General features: G+C 69.0%; 8 protein-coding genes. 6 read left to right on the top strand and 2 right to left on the bottom strand.

Features of this window, described 5'->3' with window-relative positions; translation table 11 throughout:
• Window positions 1-512: 512 nt before the first annotated feature.
• The 5 genes from AC4GYU_RS02115 (at window position 513) to AC4GYU_RS02095 (ending at window position 18,415) form a co-directional block, all read left to right on the top strand.
• Entirely contained in the window at window positions 513-12,278 is an 11,766-nt protein-coding gene (locus AC4GYU_RS02115) for a cadherin-like domain-containing protein (RefSeq protein ID WP_491085255.1), read from the top strand.
• 71 nt (window positions 12,279-12,349) lie between these two features.
• Window positions 12,350-13,831: a TolC family protein gene (locus AC4GYU_RS02110; RefSeq protein ID WP_491085254.1), complete on the top strand. Its 1,482-nt coding sequence runs from the start codon at window positions 12,350-12,352 to the stop codon at window positions 13,829-13,831.
• 24 nt (window positions 13,832-13,855) lie between these two features.
• Window positions 13,856-16,018: a type I secretion system permease/ATPase gene (locus tag AC4GYU_RS02105; RefSeq protein WP_491085253.1), complete on the top strand. Its 2,163-nt coding sequence runs from the start codon at window positions 13,856-13,858 to the stop codon at window positions 16,016-16,018.
• 4 nt (window positions 16,019-16,022) lie between these two features.
• Entirely contained in the window at window positions 16,023-17,117 is a 1,095-nt protein-coding gene (locus AC4GYU_RS02100; protein WP_491085252.1) for a cell wall hydrolase, read from the top strand.
• Between the two features lie 17 nt (window positions 17,118-17,134).
• Window positions 17,135-18,415 (top strand): HlyD family type I secretion periplasmic adaptor subunit, encoded by a 1,281-nt coding sequence (locus tag AC4GYU_RS02095; protein ID WP_491085251.1) that lies wholly within the window; start codon window positions 17,135-17,137, stop codon window positions 18,413-18,415.
• Between the two features lie 3 nt (window positions 18,416-18,418).
• Here the strand turns inward: AC4GYU_RS02095 and AC4GYU_RS02090 are convergent, their stop codons facing one another.
• Window positions 18,419-19,369: a transglutaminase-like cysteine peptidase gene (locus AC4GYU_RS02090; protein WP_491085250.1), complete on the bottom strand. Its 951-nt coding sequence runs from the start codon at window positions 19,367-19,369 to the stop codon at window positions 18,419-18,421.
• 65 nt (window positions 19,370-19,434) lie between these two features.
• Window positions 19,435-20,220 (bottom strand): alpha/beta fold hydrolase, encoded by a 786-nt coding sequence (locus tag AC4GYU_RS02085; RefSeq protein WP_491085249.1) that lies wholly within the window; start codon window positions 20,218-20,220, stop codon window positions 19,435-19,437.
• 48 nt (window positions 20,221-20,268) lie between these two features.
• Here AC4GYU_RS02085 and AC4GYU_RS02080 point away from each other — a divergent pair, with 48 nt between their 5' ends.
• Window positions 20,269-20,799: a (2Fe-2S)-binding protein gene (locus AC4GYU_RS02080; protein WP_491085248.1), complete on the top strand. Its 531-nt coding sequence runs from the start codon at window positions 20,269-20,271 to the stop codon at window positions 20,797-20,799.
• The last annotated feature ends 7 nt before the right edge of the window (window positions 20,800-20,806 follow it).

The following is a 20,806-nucleotide window of genomic DNA, read 5'->3' as shown; positions in this document are numbered from 1 at the left end:
GGCTTTGTTCCCGTTTCGGGACGCCACCGAAAAGTTTTTTCCGGTTTTCCGCGAGTCAGTCGAATCACAGGACTCGTGCATCCTCGCATTCAACAAACATCCTTAACAAAAACTAAATGCACCCATTTCGGACGTGTCGCCCACGAAGTGGCTGTTATCAAACCCCACGGATACAGGACGCGGATTGGTTATTCCTAAGCATCAGGAAAGACCAATGTGACAAGGTAAATAGAAATAGAGGCTGCATGTTGACCTATGTTCTACAGTTGTGATTGAAGTTAACCTTTGAAGACTATTGTCATTGGCCCGAACAGACTCTCTGTCACAGGTCTGTCACGGCCTGCCAACTTGCAATCCATATCAACTTCGTGGTTGTTTTCATCGTTACGCGCGTTCCTGGGGCTGGTCGTTAACCTTCGCCGTTCAACGGCAACCGATCACCACCCAGTTAATGCGGGGACAAAGGGGACAGGCGGTGGGGACCGCCGAACCCGCCGATCGAAGGGTGAACAATGCGCTACGAAGATGCATCGCTGTCGGGGTCGTTTCAGGACCAGGGGCCGACCGCTCGGGACGATTCGGAACAGCTGGCCGCGGGTGAACGCGGGCCGGCTACCGGCAATGTGATCACGGGCGCGGGCACCGAAAGCGGAGCGGCGGGCGCCGACGCCGCGGCCGGGGCCAAGATCACCGCGCTGGCCGGGGCCGGCGGATCGGACACCAGCTTCGACGGCGGACGGCTTCGCGTCGAGGGCGAGCATGGCACCCTCAGCCTGACGGCGAAGGGCGACTACAGTTACACCGCCAAGGCGGGCGTGCCCGAGAATAGCCGCGACACCTTCACCTACACGCTGGCCGACGCCTCGGGCGCGAGCAGCCAGGCCCGGCTGACGATCGAGATCGGCAAGACCCAGGCGGTCGTGAAGGCCGACGCGCAGCGCATCATCCCCGGACCCGACGGTGTCGTCGTGCTCCCCGCCGGGGTCGAACTGAGCGACATCCGGATCGTCGGCCGTGACCTGCTGGTCATGCTGCCCGATGGCACGCAGATGCTGATCGTCGACGGCGCGGTGTTCGTCCCGCAGCTCGTCATCAACGACATCGAAGTGCCCTCGACCAACCTCGCGGCGCTGCTGATCGACCAGGAGCCCCGTCCGGCGAGCGGCGTGCCGCAGTCGAGCGGCGGCAACTTCATCGAGGCGGTCGGTCCGCTCGATCCGGGCACGCCGCTCGGTGACCTGCTCCCGCCGACCCAGCTCGGCTACATCCCGCCCGAATTCCAGGACGTCTTCCTGGTCGAGGATCGCGAGCCGGAAGTGGGCGAGAACCCGCTGATCCAGCTCGACGACGACGCCCGTCCGGGCGGCAATGCCGGCGGCACCGGCGATGATCCCGACAGCGTCAATGCCACCGGTACCCTGTCGGGTTCGGGCGGCGACGGCCAGCTGACCTTTGCCCTGTCGACCGCCGGCGCGCCGGCCGGCTTCTCCTATGTCTCGGGCGCCAACGGCTCGCTGCTGGTCCAGCAGAACGGCGTCACGGTGATGACCATCACGGTCAATGCCCAGACCGGTGCCTATACCGTCACCCAGAATGCGCCGATCGCGCATCCGGCGGGCGAGGCCGAGAACAACGTCGTCTTCACCTTCGGCTACAGCGTCACCGACGCCGACGGCGACCAGGCGCTCGGCACCTTCCAGGTCAATGTCGACGACGACACGCCGACCCTCGGCGGCGCCGCCGGCGGGGCCGGGGTGACGATCGACGAATCCGCCGCCGTCACACCGGCCGGCTTCCCGATCAGCGCCACCAGCGCGTCCGCCGTCATTGTCGGCACGGGCGTCTCCTTCGGTGCCGACGGCGCCGCGGCCTCGGGCGCGAACAGCTACGGCCTTGCGCTGGCCGGCAATGGCTCGACCTCGCTCCGCACCGCGCAGGGCGACTTCGCGATCACGCTCGTCCAGACCTCGGGCTCGGTCATCACCGGCACCTACAATGACGGGACCGGCACCAAGACCGCCTTCACCCTGACCATCGGCGCCGACGGCAAGCTGACGGTCCAGCAGTCGGTCGCGCTCGAGCATAATGTCGATGGCAGCACCGCCGCGGCCTATGACGACAGCCTCGATCTGTCGGGCCTCATCAACGCCACCCTGACGATCCGCGACGGCGACGGCGACACCGCGACCGCCTCGGCCGGGATCGGCAACCTCATCGTCTTCAAGGACGACGGTCCCGACAGCAGCCTGGCGGTCGAGGGCGCGCGCCCAACCCTGGTGCTCGACGAGACCCTCCCCGCGGGCAGCGACACCGCCGGTGCCGGCGCGCCGGGCGGCCTCGCCAGCGTCTCGGCCGGCTTCAGCGGCAGCTTCAATGCCGTGAAATATGGCGCCGACGGCGCGGGCAGCACCAGCTATGCGCTGGTCCTCAACGGCACCAATGTCGCAAGCGGCATGTACGTCCTGCAGGTCGGCGACGTCTCGACCACCGACGGCGACCCGCTCGGCCGCGGCGCCGAGATCCTGCTCAACCAGAGCGGCAACACCATCACCGGCTCGGCCGGCGGGGTGAACTATTTCACCATCACCATCGACCCGGCCTCGGGCGTGGTGACCTTCACCCAGCTCCAGCCGGTGTGGAACCCGACCGGCGGCACCAGCTATGACGAGGCCGCGATCCTCAATGCCGCGACCGGCGCCCTACTGGTCCAGCAGACGGTGGTCGACAGCGACGGCGACAGCGACAGCAGCGCGCTCGACGTGTCGAAGGGCTTCTTCCAGATGCAGGACGACGGCCCGGTCGCGCGCAACGACGCCGACCAGGTCGCCGCGGGCACCTATGGCCCGGAAACCGGCAACGTCATCACCGGCGCCGGGACCAGCACCTCGGGCGCCGACACGGTCGGCCGCGACGGAGCGACGGTGGTCGCGGTCAGCGCCGGCGAAGCCAGCGATTCGAGCTTCGATGAAGCCGGCAACCTCGTCATCAGCGGCCAGTATGGCGTGCTGACGATCAAGGCCGACGGCAGCTACAGCTACGTCCGCAATGCCGGGACCCCGGGCGGCGTCAGCGACAGCTTCGTCTACACGCTGCGTGACACCGACGGCGACACCAGCAGCGCCACGCTGACGATCTCGATCGGCAACCTCCCGCCGACCGTCAATGCGCCCGACGCCGATGCGCCGGGCACCGTGGTCTACGAAGCCGCGCTCGCCGGGACCCCCGAGGGTTCGGGCGAGGAAGCCGCGCCGGGTGCCAATGGCGATCCGCGCGAGACGACCACCGGCACCATCAGCTTCACCCCGGGCGACGGCCCGGCGGTGGTGACCATCGCCGGCGTCACGGTAACCGGCGTCGGCCAAGTGATCGACACCGGCGAGGGCTTGCTGACGATCACCGCCACGACCGGCACCTCGGTCAGCTACAGCTATACGCTCAAGGACAATCTTCTCGTCCCGGGCACCAGCAGCGACGACAGCATCGCCGTGACGGTGACCGATCAGGACGGCCAGACCGCTACCGACACGCTGGTCATCAAGATCATCGACGACGCACCGGACGCGCGCAACGACACCGACTCGATCGCGGCCGGCAGCTACGGGCCCGAGACCGGCAACGTCATCAGCGGCGCGGGCACCGTGTCGGGCGACGCCGGCAAGGACACGCAGGGCGCCGACGGCGCGAGCGTGGTCGCCGTGTCGGGCGTCACCAGCGACTCGAGCTTCGACGAAGCCGGGAACCTGGTCGTCAACGGCCAGTATGGCGTGCTGACGATCAAGGCCGACGGCAGCTACAGCTACGTCCGCAATGCCGGGACCCCCGGCGGTGTCACCGACGTCTTCACCTACACGCTGCGCGACGGCGACGGTGACCAGGACACGGCCACGCTGACGATCAACATCGGCAACAACGTGCCGACGATCGATGCGCCGAACGCCGATGCCCCGGGCACGATCGTGTTCGAGAAGGGCCTCAGTGGGGCGCGTGGCCCGGGCGAGAGCGAAGGCACGGGCGAAGCCGTCGCCGCGGGCGTCAACGGCGATCCGAGCGAGAGCACCTCGGGCTCGATCAGCTACACGCCGGGCGATGGCCCCTCGACCATCACCATCGCGGGCGTCGCGGTGGCCAGCGTCGGCCAGGTCATCGACACGGGTGAAGGCCTGCTGACGATCACCAGCATCGGGGCCGGGGCGATCGGCTACAGCTACACGCTCAAGGACAATCTGGTCGTGAGCGGCGCGTCGACCACCGACAGGATCGCCGTCACCATCACCGACCAGGATGGCTCGACCGCCAGCGACACCCTCGTCATCACCATCGTCGACGACGCGCCGGACGCGCTCAACGACACCGATGCGATGGCCGCGGGCAGCTATGGCCCCGAGACCGGCAACGTCCTGACGGGCGTCGGCACCACCTCGGGCGACGCGGGCAAGGACCTGCTCGGCGCCGACGGCTCGACCGTCGTCGCGGCGGCGGGCGTCACCAGCGACTCGAGCTTCGACGAGGCCGGCAACCTGGTCGTCAACGGCCAGTATGGCGTGCTGACGATCAAGGCGGATGGCAGCTACAGCTACGTCCGCAACGCCGATACTCCGGGCGGCGTCAGCGACGTCTTCAGCTACACCATCCGTGACGCCGACGGCGACCAGGACACGGCGACGCTGACCATCAACATCGGCGACGCGCAGCCGTTCGTCGCGCCGAACCCGGTGGTCCAGCTCGACGACGATGCGCTGGCCGGCGGCAATCCGGGCGGCGTCGGCGACGACCCCAACTCGGTCAATGTCACCGGCACGCTCGCGGGCGGCGGCGGCGACAGCCCGGTCAGCTTCTCGATTGTCTCGCTGAGCAGCCCCATCGATTTCACTGCAACCCTCGTCAACTCGTCGCTGCTGCAGATCAGCCAGGGCGGGGTCGTGGTGCTGACCATCACGATCAACAATCAGACGGGCGCCTATACCGTCGTCCAGAATGCCCCGATCGCTCATCCGGCGGGCGGGGACGAGAATGACGTCCAGTTCTCGCTCGGTTACCGCGTGGCCGACGTCGATGGCGACAGCGCCTTCGGCTCGTTGCTCATCAAGGTCGATGACGACACGCCGGTCGCCTTCAACGATGTCGATAGCGTCGGCGCCGGCACCGGCCCGGCGACGGGCAACGTCCTCACCGGGATCGACGTTGCTGGCGGCGATGCCAACAGCACCGACGGCGTGGCCGACCGGCCCGGCGCCGACGGCGGCAGCCTGGTCTCGGTTGCGAGCGTCAACGTTCCGGCGAACAGCGACAGCAGCTTCGAGGCAGGCAACCTGGTCGTCACCGGCCAGTATGGCACGCTGACGATCAAGGCCGACGGCAGCTACAGCTACGTCCGCTTCGACGGTTCGCCGATCACGGCGAGCGACGTCTTCCGCTACACGCTGCGCGACGGCGACGGCGACGAGACCACCGCGACGCTGACCATCGGGATCAACGACCAGGGGGTGACCACGACCATCCCGGCCGCGGGCGGCGCGACCACGACCGTGTTCGAAGCCGCGCTCGGCACCCGTCCGGGTGAGCCGGCGGGGTCGGGGGAGATCGCCGACGGCAATGCCGGCAACAACAGCGATCCGCGTGAGGCGGTGTCGGGCAGCATCGCCTTCACCGCGCCTGACGGGCTCGGCTCGATCAGCCTCGGCGGCACGGTGATCAACCTTGCCGGCGGCTTCCCGCAGACGGTTTCGACCAATGCCACCGGGACCCTGGTGGTCACGGGCTACAGCTTCAACGCCACCACCGGCGTCGGCTCGCTGAGCTACACCTACACGCTGGCCGACAATACGCTCGGCGCGGTCCCGCCGGCGAGCGGCGACACCAGCCAGAGCTTCGCCCTGGTGGTGACCGACAGCGACGGCGACAATAGCGGCGGCAATCTTGTCATCAGCATCGTCGACGACGTGCCGACGGCGCGCAACGACGTCGACAGCGTCGGCGCGACCACCGGCCCGGCCACGGGCAATGTCATCACCGGCGTCGATGTCGCCGGCGGCGATGCGAACGCGACCGACGGTGTCGCGGACGTCCAGGGTGCCGATGGCGCCAGCGTCGTCCAGATCGCCAGCAACAACGTGCCGGCGAATGTCGACAATGTGTTCGAGGCGGGCAACCTCGTCGTCGCGGGCCAGTATGGCACGCTCACGATCAAGGCCGACGGCAGCTACAGCTACGTCCGCTTCAACGGCGCCCCGCTGACCGCGAACGACGTCTTCACCTACACGCTGCGCGACGGCGACGGCGACCTCAGCTCGGCGACGCTGACCATCGGCATCACCGACAATGGCGTCACCACCACCATTCCGCAGGCGGGCGGCGCGACCACCACGGTCTATGAAGCTGGCCTCGGCACCCGTCCGGGCGAACCGGCGGGCTCGGGCGAGATCGCCGACGGCAATGCCGGCAACAACAGCGACCCGCGCGAAGCCGTTTCAGGCAGCATCGCCTTCACCGCGCCCGACGGGCTCGGTTCGGTGAGCCTCGGTGGAACGGTGATCAGCCTCGGCGGCACCTTCCCGCAGACGGTCTCGACCAATGCCACCGGCACCCTCGTCGTGACGGGCGTCAGCTACAATGCGACGACCGGCATCGGCTCGATCAGCTACACCTACACGCTGGCCGACAACACGATCGGTGCGGTTCCGCCCGCCAGCGGCGACACCAGCCAGAGCTTTGCCCTGGTCGTCACCGACAGCGACGGCGACACCAGCGGCGGCAACCTCGTGATCAGCATCGTCGACGACGTGCCGACCGCGCGGGCCGATACCGACAGCGTCGCGGAAGGCGCGACCACGGGCGGAAACGTCATCGCCGGCACCGGGACCGACAGCGGGCTCGCCGGGGCCGACACGCTCGGCGCCGACGGCGCGGTCGTGGTCGGGGTCAAGACCGGCGGCGACACCAGCGTCGCGGCCAGCGCCAATGTCGGGGTCCAGATCAACGGCACCTACGGCAAGCTGACCCTCAATGCCGACGGGAGCTACAGCTACGTCGCCAATCCGAACAGCGTCACCACCGGCCAGCAGGACGTGTTCACCTACACGATCCGCGACGCCGACGGCGACCTCAGCACGACCACGCTGACCATCACGGTCAACAACGTCACGCTGCCGGCCGACAACCAGACCAAGTCGGTCAACGAAGCCGCGCTCGACCTCACCAAGGACGGCGCCGACCTCGCGGCGGGCACCGTCACGGGCTCGACCCCGGCCTCGACGGCGGAGACGGTCAGCGGCCAGCTCAGCGTTGCGGGCGCGACCAGCTACGTGCTGAACGGGTCGGCGACCGGCGCCAACGGCGTCATCCAGCTGAACAGCAACGGCAGCTACACCTATACGCTGACCTCGCCCTTCTCGACGGTCCCGCAGGCCAATGACGGCGCGGTGGTGAGCGGAAGCAACGTCTTCACCTACACGGCGACCGACGCCAACGGGAACAGCGTCCAGGGCACCATCACGATCAACATCGTCGACGATGTCCCGACCGCTCGGGTCGATACCGACACGATCGCGGCGGGGACCTTCGGGCCCGAGCTCGGCAACGTCATCACCGGCGCGGGGACGACCTCGGGCGCGGCGGGTGCCGACACGCTCGGCGCGGACTCGGCCGGTGCGGCGGTGGTCGGCGTCAAGGCCGGGACCGACAATACGGCCATTGCGACCGGCGTCGCGACCAGCATCAACGGCCAGTATGGCGTGCTGACGCTGAATGCGGACGGCAGCTACAGCTACACCCGCAACGCCAACACGCCGGGCGGCGTCACCGACACCTTCAGCTACACGCTCAAGGACGGCGACGGCGACCTCAGCGTCACCCAGCTCAACATCGTCATCCAGGACGCCCCGGTCACCATCGACATCCCGCCCGCGGGCGGCGCGACCACGACCGTCTACGAGAAGGGCCTCCCGGTCCGCGGCGGCGAACCGGCGGGCTCTGGCGAGATCGCCGATGGCAATGGCACCAACAATTCGGATCCGTCCGAAGCGGTGAGCGGGACCATCGGCTTCATCTCGAAGGACGGGCTGCAGGGGATCAGCCTCGGCGGGGTTGCGCTCAACCTCGGCGGGACCTTCCCGCAGACCATCACCACCGCCGGCGGCCAGACCCTGGTCGTCACCGGGGTGACCTACAGCCCGACCACCGGCGAGGGGTCGATCGCCTATACCTACACGCTGACCGACAACACGATCGGCAATCAGGCGGTGAACGGCGGCGACACCAATGCGAGCTTCGCGGTGGTGGTCACCGACAAGGACGGCGACACCTCGCCGGCCGGCAACCTCGTCATCACCATCAAGGATGACGCGCCGACCGCGGCGAACGACATCGACAGCGTCGGCGCGACCACCGGCCCGGCCACGGGCAACGTCATCACCGGCGTCGATGTCGCCGGCGGCGACGCAAACGCCACCGACGGTGTCGCGGACGTGCCGGGTGCCGATGGCGCCAGCGTCGTCCAGATCGCCAGCAACAATGTGCCGGCGAATGTCGACAATGTGTTCGAGGCGGGCAACCTCGTCGTCGCGGGCCAGTATGGCACGCTGACGATCAAGGCCGACGGCAGCTACAGCTACGTCCGCTTCAACGGGTCGCCGCTCAATGCGACCGACGTCTTCACCTACACGCTGCGTGACGGTGACGGCGACACGGCGACCGCGACCCTGACGATCGGGATCACCGATCGCGGCGTCACCACGACGATCCCGACGGCGGCCGCCAACACCACCGTCTACGAGGCCGCGCTCGGCACCCGTCCGGGTGAACCGGCGGGCTCGGGCGAGATCGCCGACGGCAATGCCGGCAACAACAGCGATCCGCGCGAAGCGGTGTCGGGGACGATCGGCTTCACCGCGCAGGACGGGGTCGGCTCGATCACCCTGAACGGGACCACGATCAACCTTGCCGGGACCTTCCCGCAGACGGTCGCCAGCAACGCCACCGGTACCCTGGTCGTGACTGGCTACAGCTACAATGCCGGCACCGGCATCGGCTCGCTCAACTACACCTACACGCTGGCCGACAATACGCTCGGCGCGGTTCCGCCGGCGAGCGGCGACACCAGCCAGAGCTTTGCCCTGGTGGTGACCGACAGCGACGGCGACAGCAGCGCGGGCAATCTCGTCATCAACATCGTCGATGACGTGCCGACCGCGGCCAATGACATTGTCGGCCAGGTCAACGAGAACCAGCCGGTGACCTTCGGCGTCTTCGGCAACGACGTGTTCGGCGCCGACAATGTCGACACGTCCAGCCTCGCCAAGGTGACCTTCACCCAGCCGTCGCAGGGGACCATCACCTACGATCCGGCGACGGCGCAGTTCACCTTCACCCCGGCTTCCGGCCAGGAAGGCAGCACGACCTTCACCTACACCATCGAGGATGGCGACGGTGACAAGTCGACCGCCACGGTGACGATCAACCTCAAGCCGGATTCGCTCCCGCAGCCGGGCGACGCCATCGCCAAGGTCGACGACGACGGCCTCGCCGGCGGCAATGCCGGCGGTACCGGCGACATCGATGCCAATGTCGGGGACCTCGGGCCCAACACCAGCGAGGCGATCTTCTCGGGCAAGATCAACGTCAACTGGGGCAATGACGCGAGCGGCTCGACCATCACCTTCGCCAACCTGAACGGCACCACCGGAACGGTCGGCACGGAGACGGTCAACTACAGCTGGAGCGGCAACACGCTGACCGCCAGCAGCGCCCGCGGCAGCATCTTCACGATCGTGGTCGACCCGGCGACGGGCAACTACACGCTGAACCTGCTGAAGCCGATCCTCCACGCCACCGGCGCCAACGAGACCTCGGCCTTCGTCGACCTCAACTATCGGGCACAGGATGGCGATGGCGACATCTCCACCGCCGGCAAGCTGACGATCGAGTTCAACGACGACACGCCCAACCCCTTCTCGCCGAGCGCGGTAACCACCACCAATGGCAACACGCCGCCGGTGACGGGCAACCTCAACCTCAGCATCGGCGCGGACGGCTTCGGGACCCTGGTCTTCGACAGCGCGATCAACGGCACCGCGGCCAAGGACGGTTCGGGCAATGCCCTGACGGTCGGCGGCCAGCCGCTGGTCTACGTCGTCAGCGGCAGCACGCTGACGGCGCAGACCGCGGGCGGCGTGGTTGGCTACGTGGTCAACCTCAACACCAACGGGACCTACAGCTTCGACGTCCAGAACGTCATCTCGAACGGGACGGAGACCACCTTCTCCAACCTGACGAGCTCGGCGGCGGGCAACGTGCTGTATCGCGGGATCGGCGCCAATGACGCCGCGACCAAGATCGACGTCCTGCTCTCGGGCAGCCTCGGCGGGACCAGCCAGACGGTCAACACCGACAGCGACTCGATCGGCACCGCCAACCAGTCGATGGACCCGGGCGAGACGCTGCGGATCGACCTCGTGTCGAACCTCACCAGCGGGGCGGGCACGACGACGGGCTTCAACTATGATGCCCATGTCGGGACCACCAGCTTCGACCAGACCATCCCGCAGGTGCAGGGCAACCAGAATGAAGTGGTGAGCTTCAAGGTCTGGGCGCTCAACTCGACCACCACGGCGAGCCAAGTGCCGGACAGCGATCCGACCGGCGGCTTCACCAACAGCTCGATCATCGCGATCAAGACGGTGACGGTGACCGATTACCTGAGCGGCGCATCGACCACGGTGAACGTGCCGCTGAGCGGGACCATCGCGGTCGCCTACGGGATCAGCATCACGGTCAACGGCGACGGCTCGATCACCTTCAGCGGGGTCCAGGAAGGCGACCGCTATGCGATCGGCACGGGCACGTCCGAGTTCAACGCGGTCGTCGTCCAGGATACCACCGGCAGCTTCGACCTTGGCATCTTCAAGATCGGCAGCTTCTCGGCGGGAACTCCGATCGTGCAGGTGCTCCCGGTGATCGCCACCGATGCCGACGGGGACAGCGTCTCCTCGACCATCACCGCGACGATCAACCCGGCCGGGACCACGCCGGTCACTCTCGACCTCAACGGAGACGGGCAGATCGCCTATCTCGGCCATGAGGCGGGTGTCGCCTACGACTATGACGCCGACGGCCGCAGCGAGAGCACCGGCTGGGTCGGGCCGCAGGACGGGATCCTCGTCCGCGACTCCGACGGCAACGGCACGGTCAGCGGCTCGGGCGAGTTCGTGTTCGGCAATGCGTCGACCACCGACCTTGCCGCGCTCCGCGCCCAATATGGCGACGTGCTCGACCAGAATGACGCCGACTATGGCAAGTTCGCGGTCTGGCAGGATGCCAACAGCAACGGCGTCGCCGATGCCGGCGAGGTGAAGAGCCTGACCGACCTCGGGATCAGCGCGATCAACCTGGTCGGCGACGGTCAGAGCGCGGTCGCGGCGGGCGGTGACGTGGTGGTCGTGGGCTCGACGAGCTTCGTCCGCAACGGCGTCAGCCAGCTGGCCCAGGACACCATCTTCAAGGTGGCGGCCAACGATCAGATCCGCGGCAGCGAGGCCGGTGCCAACACCAGCGTGGCGCTGGTCGCGGCGGCGGCAGCGGCAGCGGCTCTGGCGGCGGCACCGGCAGCGGCAGAGCATGCCAATGCCGCCGAGCCGACGGCTCCGGTCGTGAACGAGGTCGCGGCGGCAGCGCCGGCCGCGGGCCATGTCCCGGCTGGCGACGTCGCGCCGGAACAGGCGGCGGACGGCCTCGCGGTCGCGGCCGCAAGCGTCGGCGGCACCCCGGCCCCGGTCTCGGAGCCGGTCCAGCACTTCGCCGAAGCCGGTCACAGCGGCCTCGAGGCTCCGCAGCTGATCGAGGACGTGACGGCCAGCCTGCCGCTCGACCGTGGCACCGAGCTCGTCACCGGCGGGGCTCCGGTCCCGACCGCGGCCGAGCTTCACCTTCCGAGCCCCGAGCAGATGGCGGCGCTTGCCGGCATCCACTCGGGTCCGGTCAGCCATGACGCAGGCCTGCAGCAGGTGATCGCCGATGCGCTCGCCGGCGGCGGGATGCAGGGCCCCGACATCAATCAGCTGATCGATGTCGCGGTGAAGCTCGCCGAACCGGCCCCGCACCAGCAGGGCTTCGAGGTGTCGATGAACGGCGAGGGCGGGCATCTGGCGGAGCTGGCAACCCAGCTCAACGCGGCTGTTCCGGCCTGGGACGGTGGCCATTTCGGTCCCTTGTTCACGGCCCTCGCCAGCGCGATGGAGACCCCGGCGCTTCATCCTGACGCGGTTCAGCCGGCAGCCAACGGCTAGGAAACCCGAGGCAGGGCAGGGCGCCAGTGGACGGGCGCTCTGCTCCGCTTTTTAGACCAGAAGGGGGAGTTATGACCTTGAAGACTTGGATGGTGATCGTTCCGGGCGTGATGCTCGCGAGCGCGGTGCCCGCGCATGCGGTCGACCTTCGTTCGGCAGTGCAGTCCGCGCTGCAGAGCAATCCCGAGATCCGCCAGGCGGTGCATAACCGCGAAGCGACCATGGAAGAGCTCAACCAGGCGCGGGGCCAGTGGCATCCGCGGATCGACCTGCGCGCTTCGGCCGGGCTGCGCGAACTGCGTAATCCGAGCCGCCGCCGGATCGGGCTCGGCGACGAGCTGCTGAAGCCGGTCGAGGGCGAACTGGTGGTCGACCAGCTGCTGGTCGACGCGGGCGGCCGCAACGCCGAGATCCGCCGCCAGGCGAGCCGCACCGACGCCGCCGCCGCGCGGATCGAGGAGCGCAGCGAGTTCGTCGCGCTCAACGTCTCGCGCAACTATATCGACTATCTGCTCCAGCAGCGGCTGGTCGCGATCGCCGAGGACAATGTCGCCTTCCACGAGCGGCTTGCCGGTGACCTCCGCCAGGGCGTCCAGCAGGGCTCGATCTCGATCGCCGACCAGCAGCAGGCCGAAGAGCGGCTGCAGGCGGCCCGCGCCCGGGTCACCGAGGCTCGCGAGGATCTCGAGACCGCCGCGATCGCCTTCCAGACGCTGACCGGCATGCCGATCGACAGCGTCTCGGTGCCGCCCGACCTCACCGCCCAGGTCCCGGCCAGCCTGACCGACGCCGAGGCCGCGGCCCGCGACAACAACCCGCGGGTCCAGGAAGCCATCGCCGACCTCAGCAGCGCGCGTGAAGTCGTTCGCGCCGCCCGCAGCGACGTCGGTCCGCGGCTCAATGCCGAGGGCCGCGCCCGTGTCGGCAACGACGTCGACGGCTTTGCCGGCAACACCCGTGACCTCCAAGCCAATCTGGTGCTTCGCTGGACGCTGACCAACGGCGGGATCAAGGAAGCCAATGTCCGCGAGCAGCAGCGCCGCGCCGACGAGGCCCATGCCCGTCTGTTCGAGACCCAGCGCCGCGCCGAGGAAGACGCCCGCTCGGCCTGGAGCCGCCTGCAGAACCAGCAGCGCCTGGTCGGCGAGCTCGAGAACCAGAGCCGGATCAGCGACGACCTGCTGCTCTCCTATCGCGAGCAGTTCAACGTCGGCCGCCGCTCGCTGCTCGACGTGCTCGACGCGCAGAACACCCGCCAGAACGTCCAGGCCCAGGCCGAGACCGCGCGGATGAGCCGCCTGTTCGCCCAGTATCGGGTGCTGGCCGCGTCGAACAAGCTGGTCGAGGCGCTCGGCGTGCAGATGCCGCAGGGCGCCTACAGCGACCTTCGCGGCCGCTACAAGGTCCGGGCCGTGCCCGTGACCGACCGCCAGGAGAACAGCCTGCGCTATCCGGTCATGGGTCCGCCGGCCAATCCGCAGGATGTCGGCGCGACGCCGCGTCCGGCCAGCGGCACCGCCGCTCCGGTGGAGCCGGTGGCGACCGGCCAGTAATCGTACCGCGTAGGGGATGGTCAGTTGAGCTTCGTCAATCTTGTGGAGGCCTCGCACAACGAGGCACTCGACCCCGTCCTCGAATGCCTCGCCTATCTCGCGCGCGCAGCGGACCGGCCTTCGTCGCCCGTCCTGCTGCGCGCCGGACTGGCGCTCAACGCCAACGGCCTGCTGCCCTTCCACCAGGTCGAGCCCGCGCTCGAGCAGGTCGGGATGCGCGGCCAGCCGCTGACCCGCACGCTCAAGGGTTGGCCGTCGGCGCGGCTACCCGCGATCCTCGAGCTCGAGGACGGGCGGGCGATTGTCCTCAATGAACTGAACGGACGCGAGGCGCTGGTCTTCGTCCCCGGCGCGGCCGACGCCATGTGGGTCGAGACCGCCGAGATCGAGCCGCTCTTCACGGGCGGCGCGGTCCATGTCGAGGCCGACCCGACCCAGGAACGCGCCGGCGAGCGGCCGTGGGACCGGGCCAAGCGGGTCCACTGGTTCTGGAGCGAGGTCAACAAGGTCCGCTCCGAGCTTCGCCCGGTGCTGCTCGCGGCGCTGGTGGTGAACCTCCTCGCCTTCGCCGTGCCCCTCTTCACCATGCACGTCTACGACCGGGTGATTCCGAACAAGGCGATCCCGACCCTGTGGGTGCTGGCGCTGGGCGTGATGCTCGCGCTCGGGCTCGACTTCGTGCTCCGCCTCGCGCGGGCGCAGCTGATCGACGAGGTCGGCCGCAAGCTCGACGCCAAGCTCAGCCAGAAACTGTTCGAGAAGATCATGAACATCCCGCTCGCCGAGCGCGCGGGAAGCACCGGCGCGATGGCCCGGCGGGTCAGCGAATATGAGATGGTCCGCGACTTCTTTGCCTCGACCACGGTCGTGCTCGCGGTCGACATCATGTTCCTCTTCCTGTTCCTGATCCTGATCACCGTGCTGGCCGGCTGGCTGGTGCTGGTCCCGATCGTCGGGATCGCGGTGATGGTCGTCGCGGGCATGAGCCTGCAGCGCGGGATGAACCAGGCGGCGCTCGACGCGCAGGCGGACTCGAGCCTGCAGCACAGCGTTCTGGTTGAGAGCATCTCTGGCCTCGAGACGCTCAAGGCGCAGCGCGCCGAAGGCCAGATGCTCGGCCGCTGGCGGCGGCTCGCGGACATGACCGCGGGCACGCAGGAGAAGATGCGCCGGCTGACCGCGGTGGCCGTGAATCTCGCCAGCCTGTCGCAGCAGATCATCTCGATCGGCCTGCTGATCGGAGGCTTCTACCTGTTCAACGCCGGCGAGATGAGCATGGGCGCGATCATCGCGATCGTCATGCTGGCGGGCCGCGCGCTGTCGCCGGTCGGCCAGTTCGCCTTCCTCATCACCCGCGGCAAGCAGGCCTTCACCACGCTCGCCAGCCTCCAGCGGATGATGGAATCGGGCGACGAGCGCGTCAGCGCGGCCCGCTCGATCGTGCCCGAGATCCGCAGCGGCCATGTCGCGCTCGAGCATGTCGGCTTCCGCTATCCGACCGCAGCGCGCGACAGCCTCAGCGACATCAACCTCGTGATCCGCCCGGGCGAGAAGATCGGCATCATCGGCCGCGTGGCTTCGGGCAAGTCGACCCTCGGCCGGCTGCTCTGCGGCCTCTATGCGCCGACCGATGGCGTGATGACCGTCGATGGCCTCGACAGCCGCCAATATCATCCGCACCAGCTGCGCGATGCCTTCCGCTTCGTCGGCCAGGATGCCGAGCTCTTCTCGGGGTCGGTCCGCGACAACCTGCTCCTCGGCGGCGCGCGCGCGACCGACGAGCAGCTGATTGACGCGGTCCGCCGTTCGGGCGCCGACATCTTCCTGTCGCGCGACGCGGCCGGCTTCGACCTTCCGGTCGGCGAGCGCGGCGCGCTGCTGTCGGGTGGCCAGCGCGCGCTGCTGGTGCTTGCGCGGGCGCTCGTCAGCGACAGCCGGATGCTGTTCCTCGACGAGCCGACCGGCGCGATGGACAGCCAGACCGAGGCCTATTTCATCGACAAGCTCAAGACCGCGCTGCGCCCCGAGCAGACGCTCGTGGTCGCGACCCATCGCCATCAGATGCTGAACATCGTCGACCGCCTGCTGGTGATCGACGGCGGACGGGTGATTGCCGACGGGCCCGTGAACGATGTGCTCGGACGACTGCGCGAGGCCGCTGCGGCCGGCGTGGCGAAGGAGGGTTGAGCTGATGACATCCCTGGCCCTCATCCAGCGCCGCGTCGCCATCCGTTTCGCCGGTCTCCGCTGGGAGATGCTGCTGCTCGGCGCCGCCGGACTTGCCGCGCTCGCGGCGCTCGCCTTCGGCTTCGTCTCGTCGATGCGCAGCCCGGCCGAAGCATCGCCCGTCGCCGCGACGATCGCTCCGACCAAGGCTGCGGCGCTCATCGCCGCGACCACCGGCGAGCAGTCGGTCGAGGTTCGCGCGACCGGGGCCGAAGCCGAGCAGATCAATGCCGCGTTGCCGTTCAGCAAGGCGCCGGTGCAGGCCGCCGCGCCCTTCACCGCCCCGACCGGCGGGACCGCCTACGACCGGGCGCTGACCTGCCTGACCCAGGCCGTCTATTACGAAGCCGGGTTCGAGCCGATCGAGGGCCGCCGCGCGGTGGCGCAGGTGGTGCTCAACCGGATGCGCCACCCGGCATTCCCCAAGTCGGTCTGCGGGGTCGTCTACCAGCGCAATGCGACGCCGATCTGCCAGTTCACCTTCGTCTGCGACGGCTCGCTCAATCGCGCGCCCGCCGCCGGTGCCTGGGCCGAGGCGCGCCGTGTCGCGACCGCGGCGCTGGCCGGCTATGTCGATGGCGCGGTCGGCCAGGCGACGCACTATCACGCCGATTATGTCGCGCCTTACTGGGCGCCGATGCTGGCCAAGATCACCAAGGTCGGAGCGCACATCTTCTATCGCTGGCCGGGGGCCTGGGGCCAGCGCGGGGCCTTCACCGGTCGCTACATCGGCGAGCCGAACGATCCCTCGTCGCTTCGCCCAATCCTTCGCCCGGCAATCCTCGCTGAGGCCGGCGAGGGAGCCATCGCCGACATTCCGCCGGCGCAGCTCACCTACGAACAGGACAAGACGATCCGCCGCGCCTCCAACGACGTCGGCGGGCTGCTCGACACCAGCAAGGGCTGGCGCCTGACCATCCCCTCGCCCGAGGAAACCGGCGGCCGGACCAAGGCGCTGGTCGCCTCGCAGGAGCCGGTCCGGACCCTTCCGCGTGACGCCGCCACCGTGGCGGCAGTCACCACCGCCAGCAGCGGCTCCGCCGCGCTCGCCTCCAACTAGAACAGGCTCGTCGCGTCATGGCCTCCATTCCCTTCGCCCCCTCCGCCGGACAGGGGAGCCGCCAGCGGGCGCCGCTGACGGGTTCGCGCAAGATCATCCTCTTCAGCGCGATCGGCTTCTTCCTCTTCCTCGCCTGGTCGGTCATCGCCCATGTCGACGAGGTCACCCACGGGCAGGGCAAGGTCATCCCGTCGAGCAAGGTGCAGCTGATCCAGTCGTCCGAACCGGCGACGGTCCGCGAGATCATGGTCCGCTCGGGCGAGCGGGTCCGCCAGGGCCAGCTTCTGGTTCGCCTCGACGACACGCAGTCGAGCAGCGAGCTCGGCCAGATCGAGGCCGAGACCCAGGCGCTCCAGCAGCGCGCCTCGCGGCTCGGCGCCGAAGGCGGGGTCGGCGCGGGCGCGGTCGCCGGTGACGAAGGCGCCCTGCTCGCCGCGCGGCGGAGTGCGCTGTCGGGCCGCCTCGGCGCGCTCAACGCTACCGCCGAGCAGCGCCGCCGCGAGGCCGCCGAAGCCGCCGCGACGATCAACAGCCTCGGGCAGAGCCTCCGCCTCGCGCAGGACAATGTGAACCGGCTGGCGCCGCTCGCCGCCAAGAATATCGTGCCGCAGACCGAGCTTGCCGACGCGCAGCGCGAGGTGGTCGACCTCCAGGGCCGGATCGCCGCCGCGCGCGAGCAGCAGGGGCGGGCGATGGCGGCGGTCAACGAAGCGCGCGCCCAGGCTGCCGAGGCCAGCGCCCAGTTCCGCCAGGACGCGCTCAACGAACGCAGCCAGGTCACGCAGAAGATCGCGGTCAACGAGCAGACGCTGCGCGGTGCGCAGGGCCGACTCAGCCGCGCCGAGCTTCGGTCGCCGGTCGACGGCGTGGTCAACGACGTCCAGGTCACCACCCGCGGCGGCTTCGTCCAGGCCGGCCAGAAGATCATGGAAGTGGTGCCCCTGGGCGACAAGCTGCTGGTCGAAACCCGGGTCCGTCCGAGCGACATCGCCTTCATCAAGGTCGGCGACCGCGCGCTGGTGAAGGTCACCGCCTACGACTTCTCCATCTATGGCGGGCTCGACGGCAAGGTCGTGCAGGTCAGCGCCGACTCCATCTATGACGAGACCACGCGCGAAGCCTATTTCAATGTCATCGTCGAAACAGAGCGCAGCTATCTGATGACTGCCGGGCGCCGGCTTCCGATCACGCCGGGCATGATGACCGACACCCAGATCATCACCGGGCGCAAGTCGATCCTCACCTATCTTCTGAAGCCGGTCCTCAAGGCCAAGAGCGACGCGCTCACCGAGCGCTGAGGCCTAGCCGAGCAGGTTGGCGGAAAAGTCGCTCGCCGAAACGGTGAAGCGCGGCGCTTCGCTGGCCAGGCCGGCCGGCGCCGCGGCCGGGACCGGGAGCGCGCTTTCGCCGCGCTCGAGCGAGGCCATGATCATCGGCGGCTCGGCCGAGCGGCGGTAGCCATGGGTCCAGCGGCGGCCGGCGGCATAGCTGAAGATCGGGCGGTAATCGCGAATATCGGCGGCATCGACGATCCGGTCGGTGCCATTGTCGAGCACCACCAGCCGACCGCCGCTGGCAACGGTCAGCACCGCATGGTCGCTGCGGCGGACGAGATCCTTGACGATCACCAGATAGAGGTCGCGCTCCGACACGCCGGCGGCGCGAAGCAGCTGGAGCTTGGCGATCGCATAATCCTCGCAGTCGCCGCGCCCGCGGCGAAGCGATTCCGCGGCGCTCTGCCAGACGTCGCTGCGGCCGAACTGGCGGTCGTCGTCGACGAAGCTGATCCGGGCATTGACCATCCGGTTGACCGCATCGATCCGCTCGGCCTCGGGGCGGGCGCGAAGGCTTGCGGCCCAGCGCGCGGAGACCGGGTCGAGCGCGCGGCCGGCGATCGCCTTCCAGCGGCGATCGAGCGGGGTCGAATCGATCGACAGAGCGGTCGAGCCGAAGACGTCGGGACGGTCGGTCGCGACCGCCGCGCGCTGGAGCGTGATCGGGCGCTCCGACAGTGGGCTGCGGAGCACGGCCGGCTGGGCGATCGGTGCGCTGGCCGCGGGAGCGAGCGCCTGACCCTGCTGCTGCGCCATGAGCGCCGCGAGCCGGCTGCCGGTGCCGAGCAAAGCCTCGCTCTTGCGGACGAAGCTGGCGCTGGTCGCGTAAGGAGTGGCGACGCTCTGCGCAGCGGCGGGGGCCGGCGCCAGAAGCGCGAAGGCCGTAAGGCCGAGGACGGCGGAAAGGCTCTTGTCCATGGCGCCGCTTTTCGCAGCGCAAGGCGAAGATCAGCTTTCCGCCTTTGGTTAAGAGGCCGGTAAGGCTACGCTTTTTCGTCCATTTCGGCTAGAAATGCCGCGACCACCCGATCGAAGACCGCGGGCCTTTCGAGATTGGGGAGGTGCCCCGCACCCGCGATCTCGACCAGCCCGGCATGGGGAATGAGCGTCTTCAGCTCCTCCGACAATGATGGCGGCGTGATCTTGTCCTCGCTCCCGCACAGGATCAGCGTCGGCTGCCGGATCGCGGCGGCGGCCTCGGTCTGGTCGGCCAGCCAGACGGCGGCCGCGGCGAGGCGATAGGCGGCGGGGTCGATCGCGCTCATCGTCGTGATGACCTCGGCCCGGATCGCGGGATCGGCGGGCTGCGCGAGGAGGGCGTCGGCGCGCGCGTCGGCTAGCCCGGCCATGCCGAGCTGTGCAGCACCGGCGAGGGAGCGGTCGTAGATTGCCTGTCCCTCGGGATGCCGGGCGAAGGTGTCGGCGAGGACCAGCGAGGCAATGCGCCCCGGCGCGCGCGCGGCCATGGCGATCGCAACCACCCCGCCGAGGCTGAGGCCGCAGACATGCGCCCGCGCGATTTCCAGCGCGTCGAGCACGGCGAGCGCCGCCTCGGCGAAGGTGTCGCGGGTCGCGCCGGGAATGAACGCGCTGTCGCCATAGCCGGGATAATCGATTGCCAGCGTCAGCCGGTCAGGGCCGAACCGGGCGAGCTGCCGTTCCCAGGCGTGCCGGTCAGAGCCCACCCCGTGGAGGAACAGGAGGGGCGTTCCGCCGGCGCCGTGTCGCTCGACCCCGATCGGCCCCAAAGACGTGGAAAGGATCGTCATGATGCTGGCTGCTTGGCAGCATCGCGCGCCCGCGGCTAGACGGGGGCCATGGCGAAGATGCGGGTGAACGGGCAGGCTATCGAATTTGCCATGGATCCGGCGACCCCCTTGCTGTGGGCGCTTCGCGACGCGGCGAACCTCACCGGGACCAAGCAGGGTTGCGGTGGGGTCGGGCGCTGCGGGGCCTGTACGGTCATCGTCGACGGTAGTGCGACCTTGAGCTGCACCATGCCGATCGGAAGCCTCGAAGGGGCGGACGTCACCACCATCGAGGGGCTGGCAAACCATCCGGTCACGGCTGCGCTGGTGACGGAAAATGCGATCCAGTGCGGCTTCTGCATCCCGGGCTTCGTCTGCGCTGCGGCGGCCCTGCTCCAGCAGAGCCCGCGGCCCTCGCCCGAGCAGGTCGACGCGCTTCCGATCCTCTGTTCCTGTGGCGCCCAGCCGCGGCTCCGGCGGGCGATCGCACGGGCGGCAGGCGCCATGGTCCCGGCCGCGCCGCAGGCCCCGGCAGGTGCCGCGCCGGCATCGGGCCCGACGCCGCCAGCACCCTCGCCCGAGGCCGCGGCGGACCGTTAATCCTCCG

Source organism: Sphingomonas sp. SP2 (assembly GCF_058313385.1).
The sequence above is the reverse complement of the archived record's forward strand: the minus strand, read 5'-3'. Positions and strand labels throughout refer to the sequence as shown.

Bases quoted from the DNA above. Each gene is read 5' to 3' on its own strand.
- AC4GYU_RS02115 (WP_491085255.1), top strand. From the start codon at position 513: ATGCGCTACGAAGATGCATCGCTGTCGGGGTCGTTTCAGGACCAGGGG.
- AC4GYU_RS02110 (WP_491085254.1), top strand. From the start codon at position 12,350: ATGACCTTGAAGACTTGGATGGTGATCGTTCCGGGCGTGATGCTCGCG.
- AC4GYU_RS02100 (WP_491085252.1), top strand. From the start codon at position 16,023: ATGACATCCCTGGCCCTCATCCAGCGCCGCGTCGCCATCCGTTTCGCC.
- AC4GYU_RS02095 (WP_491085251.1), top strand. From the start codon at position 17,135: ATGGCCTCCATTCCCTTCGCCCCCTCCGCCGGACAGGGGAGCCGCCAG.
- AC4GYU_RS02090 (WP_491085250.1), bottom strand. From the start codon at position 19,369: ATGGACAAGAGCCTTTCCGCCGTCCTCGGCCTTACGGCCTTCGCGCTT.
- AC4GYU_RS02085 (WP_491085249.1), bottom strand. From the start codon at position 20,220: ATGACGATCCTTTCCACGTCTTTGGGGCCGATCGGGGTCGAGCGACAC.
- AC4GYU_RS02080 (WP_491085248.1), top strand. From the start codon at position 20,269: ATGGCGAAGATGCGGGTGAACGGGCAGGCTATCGAATTTGCCATGGAT.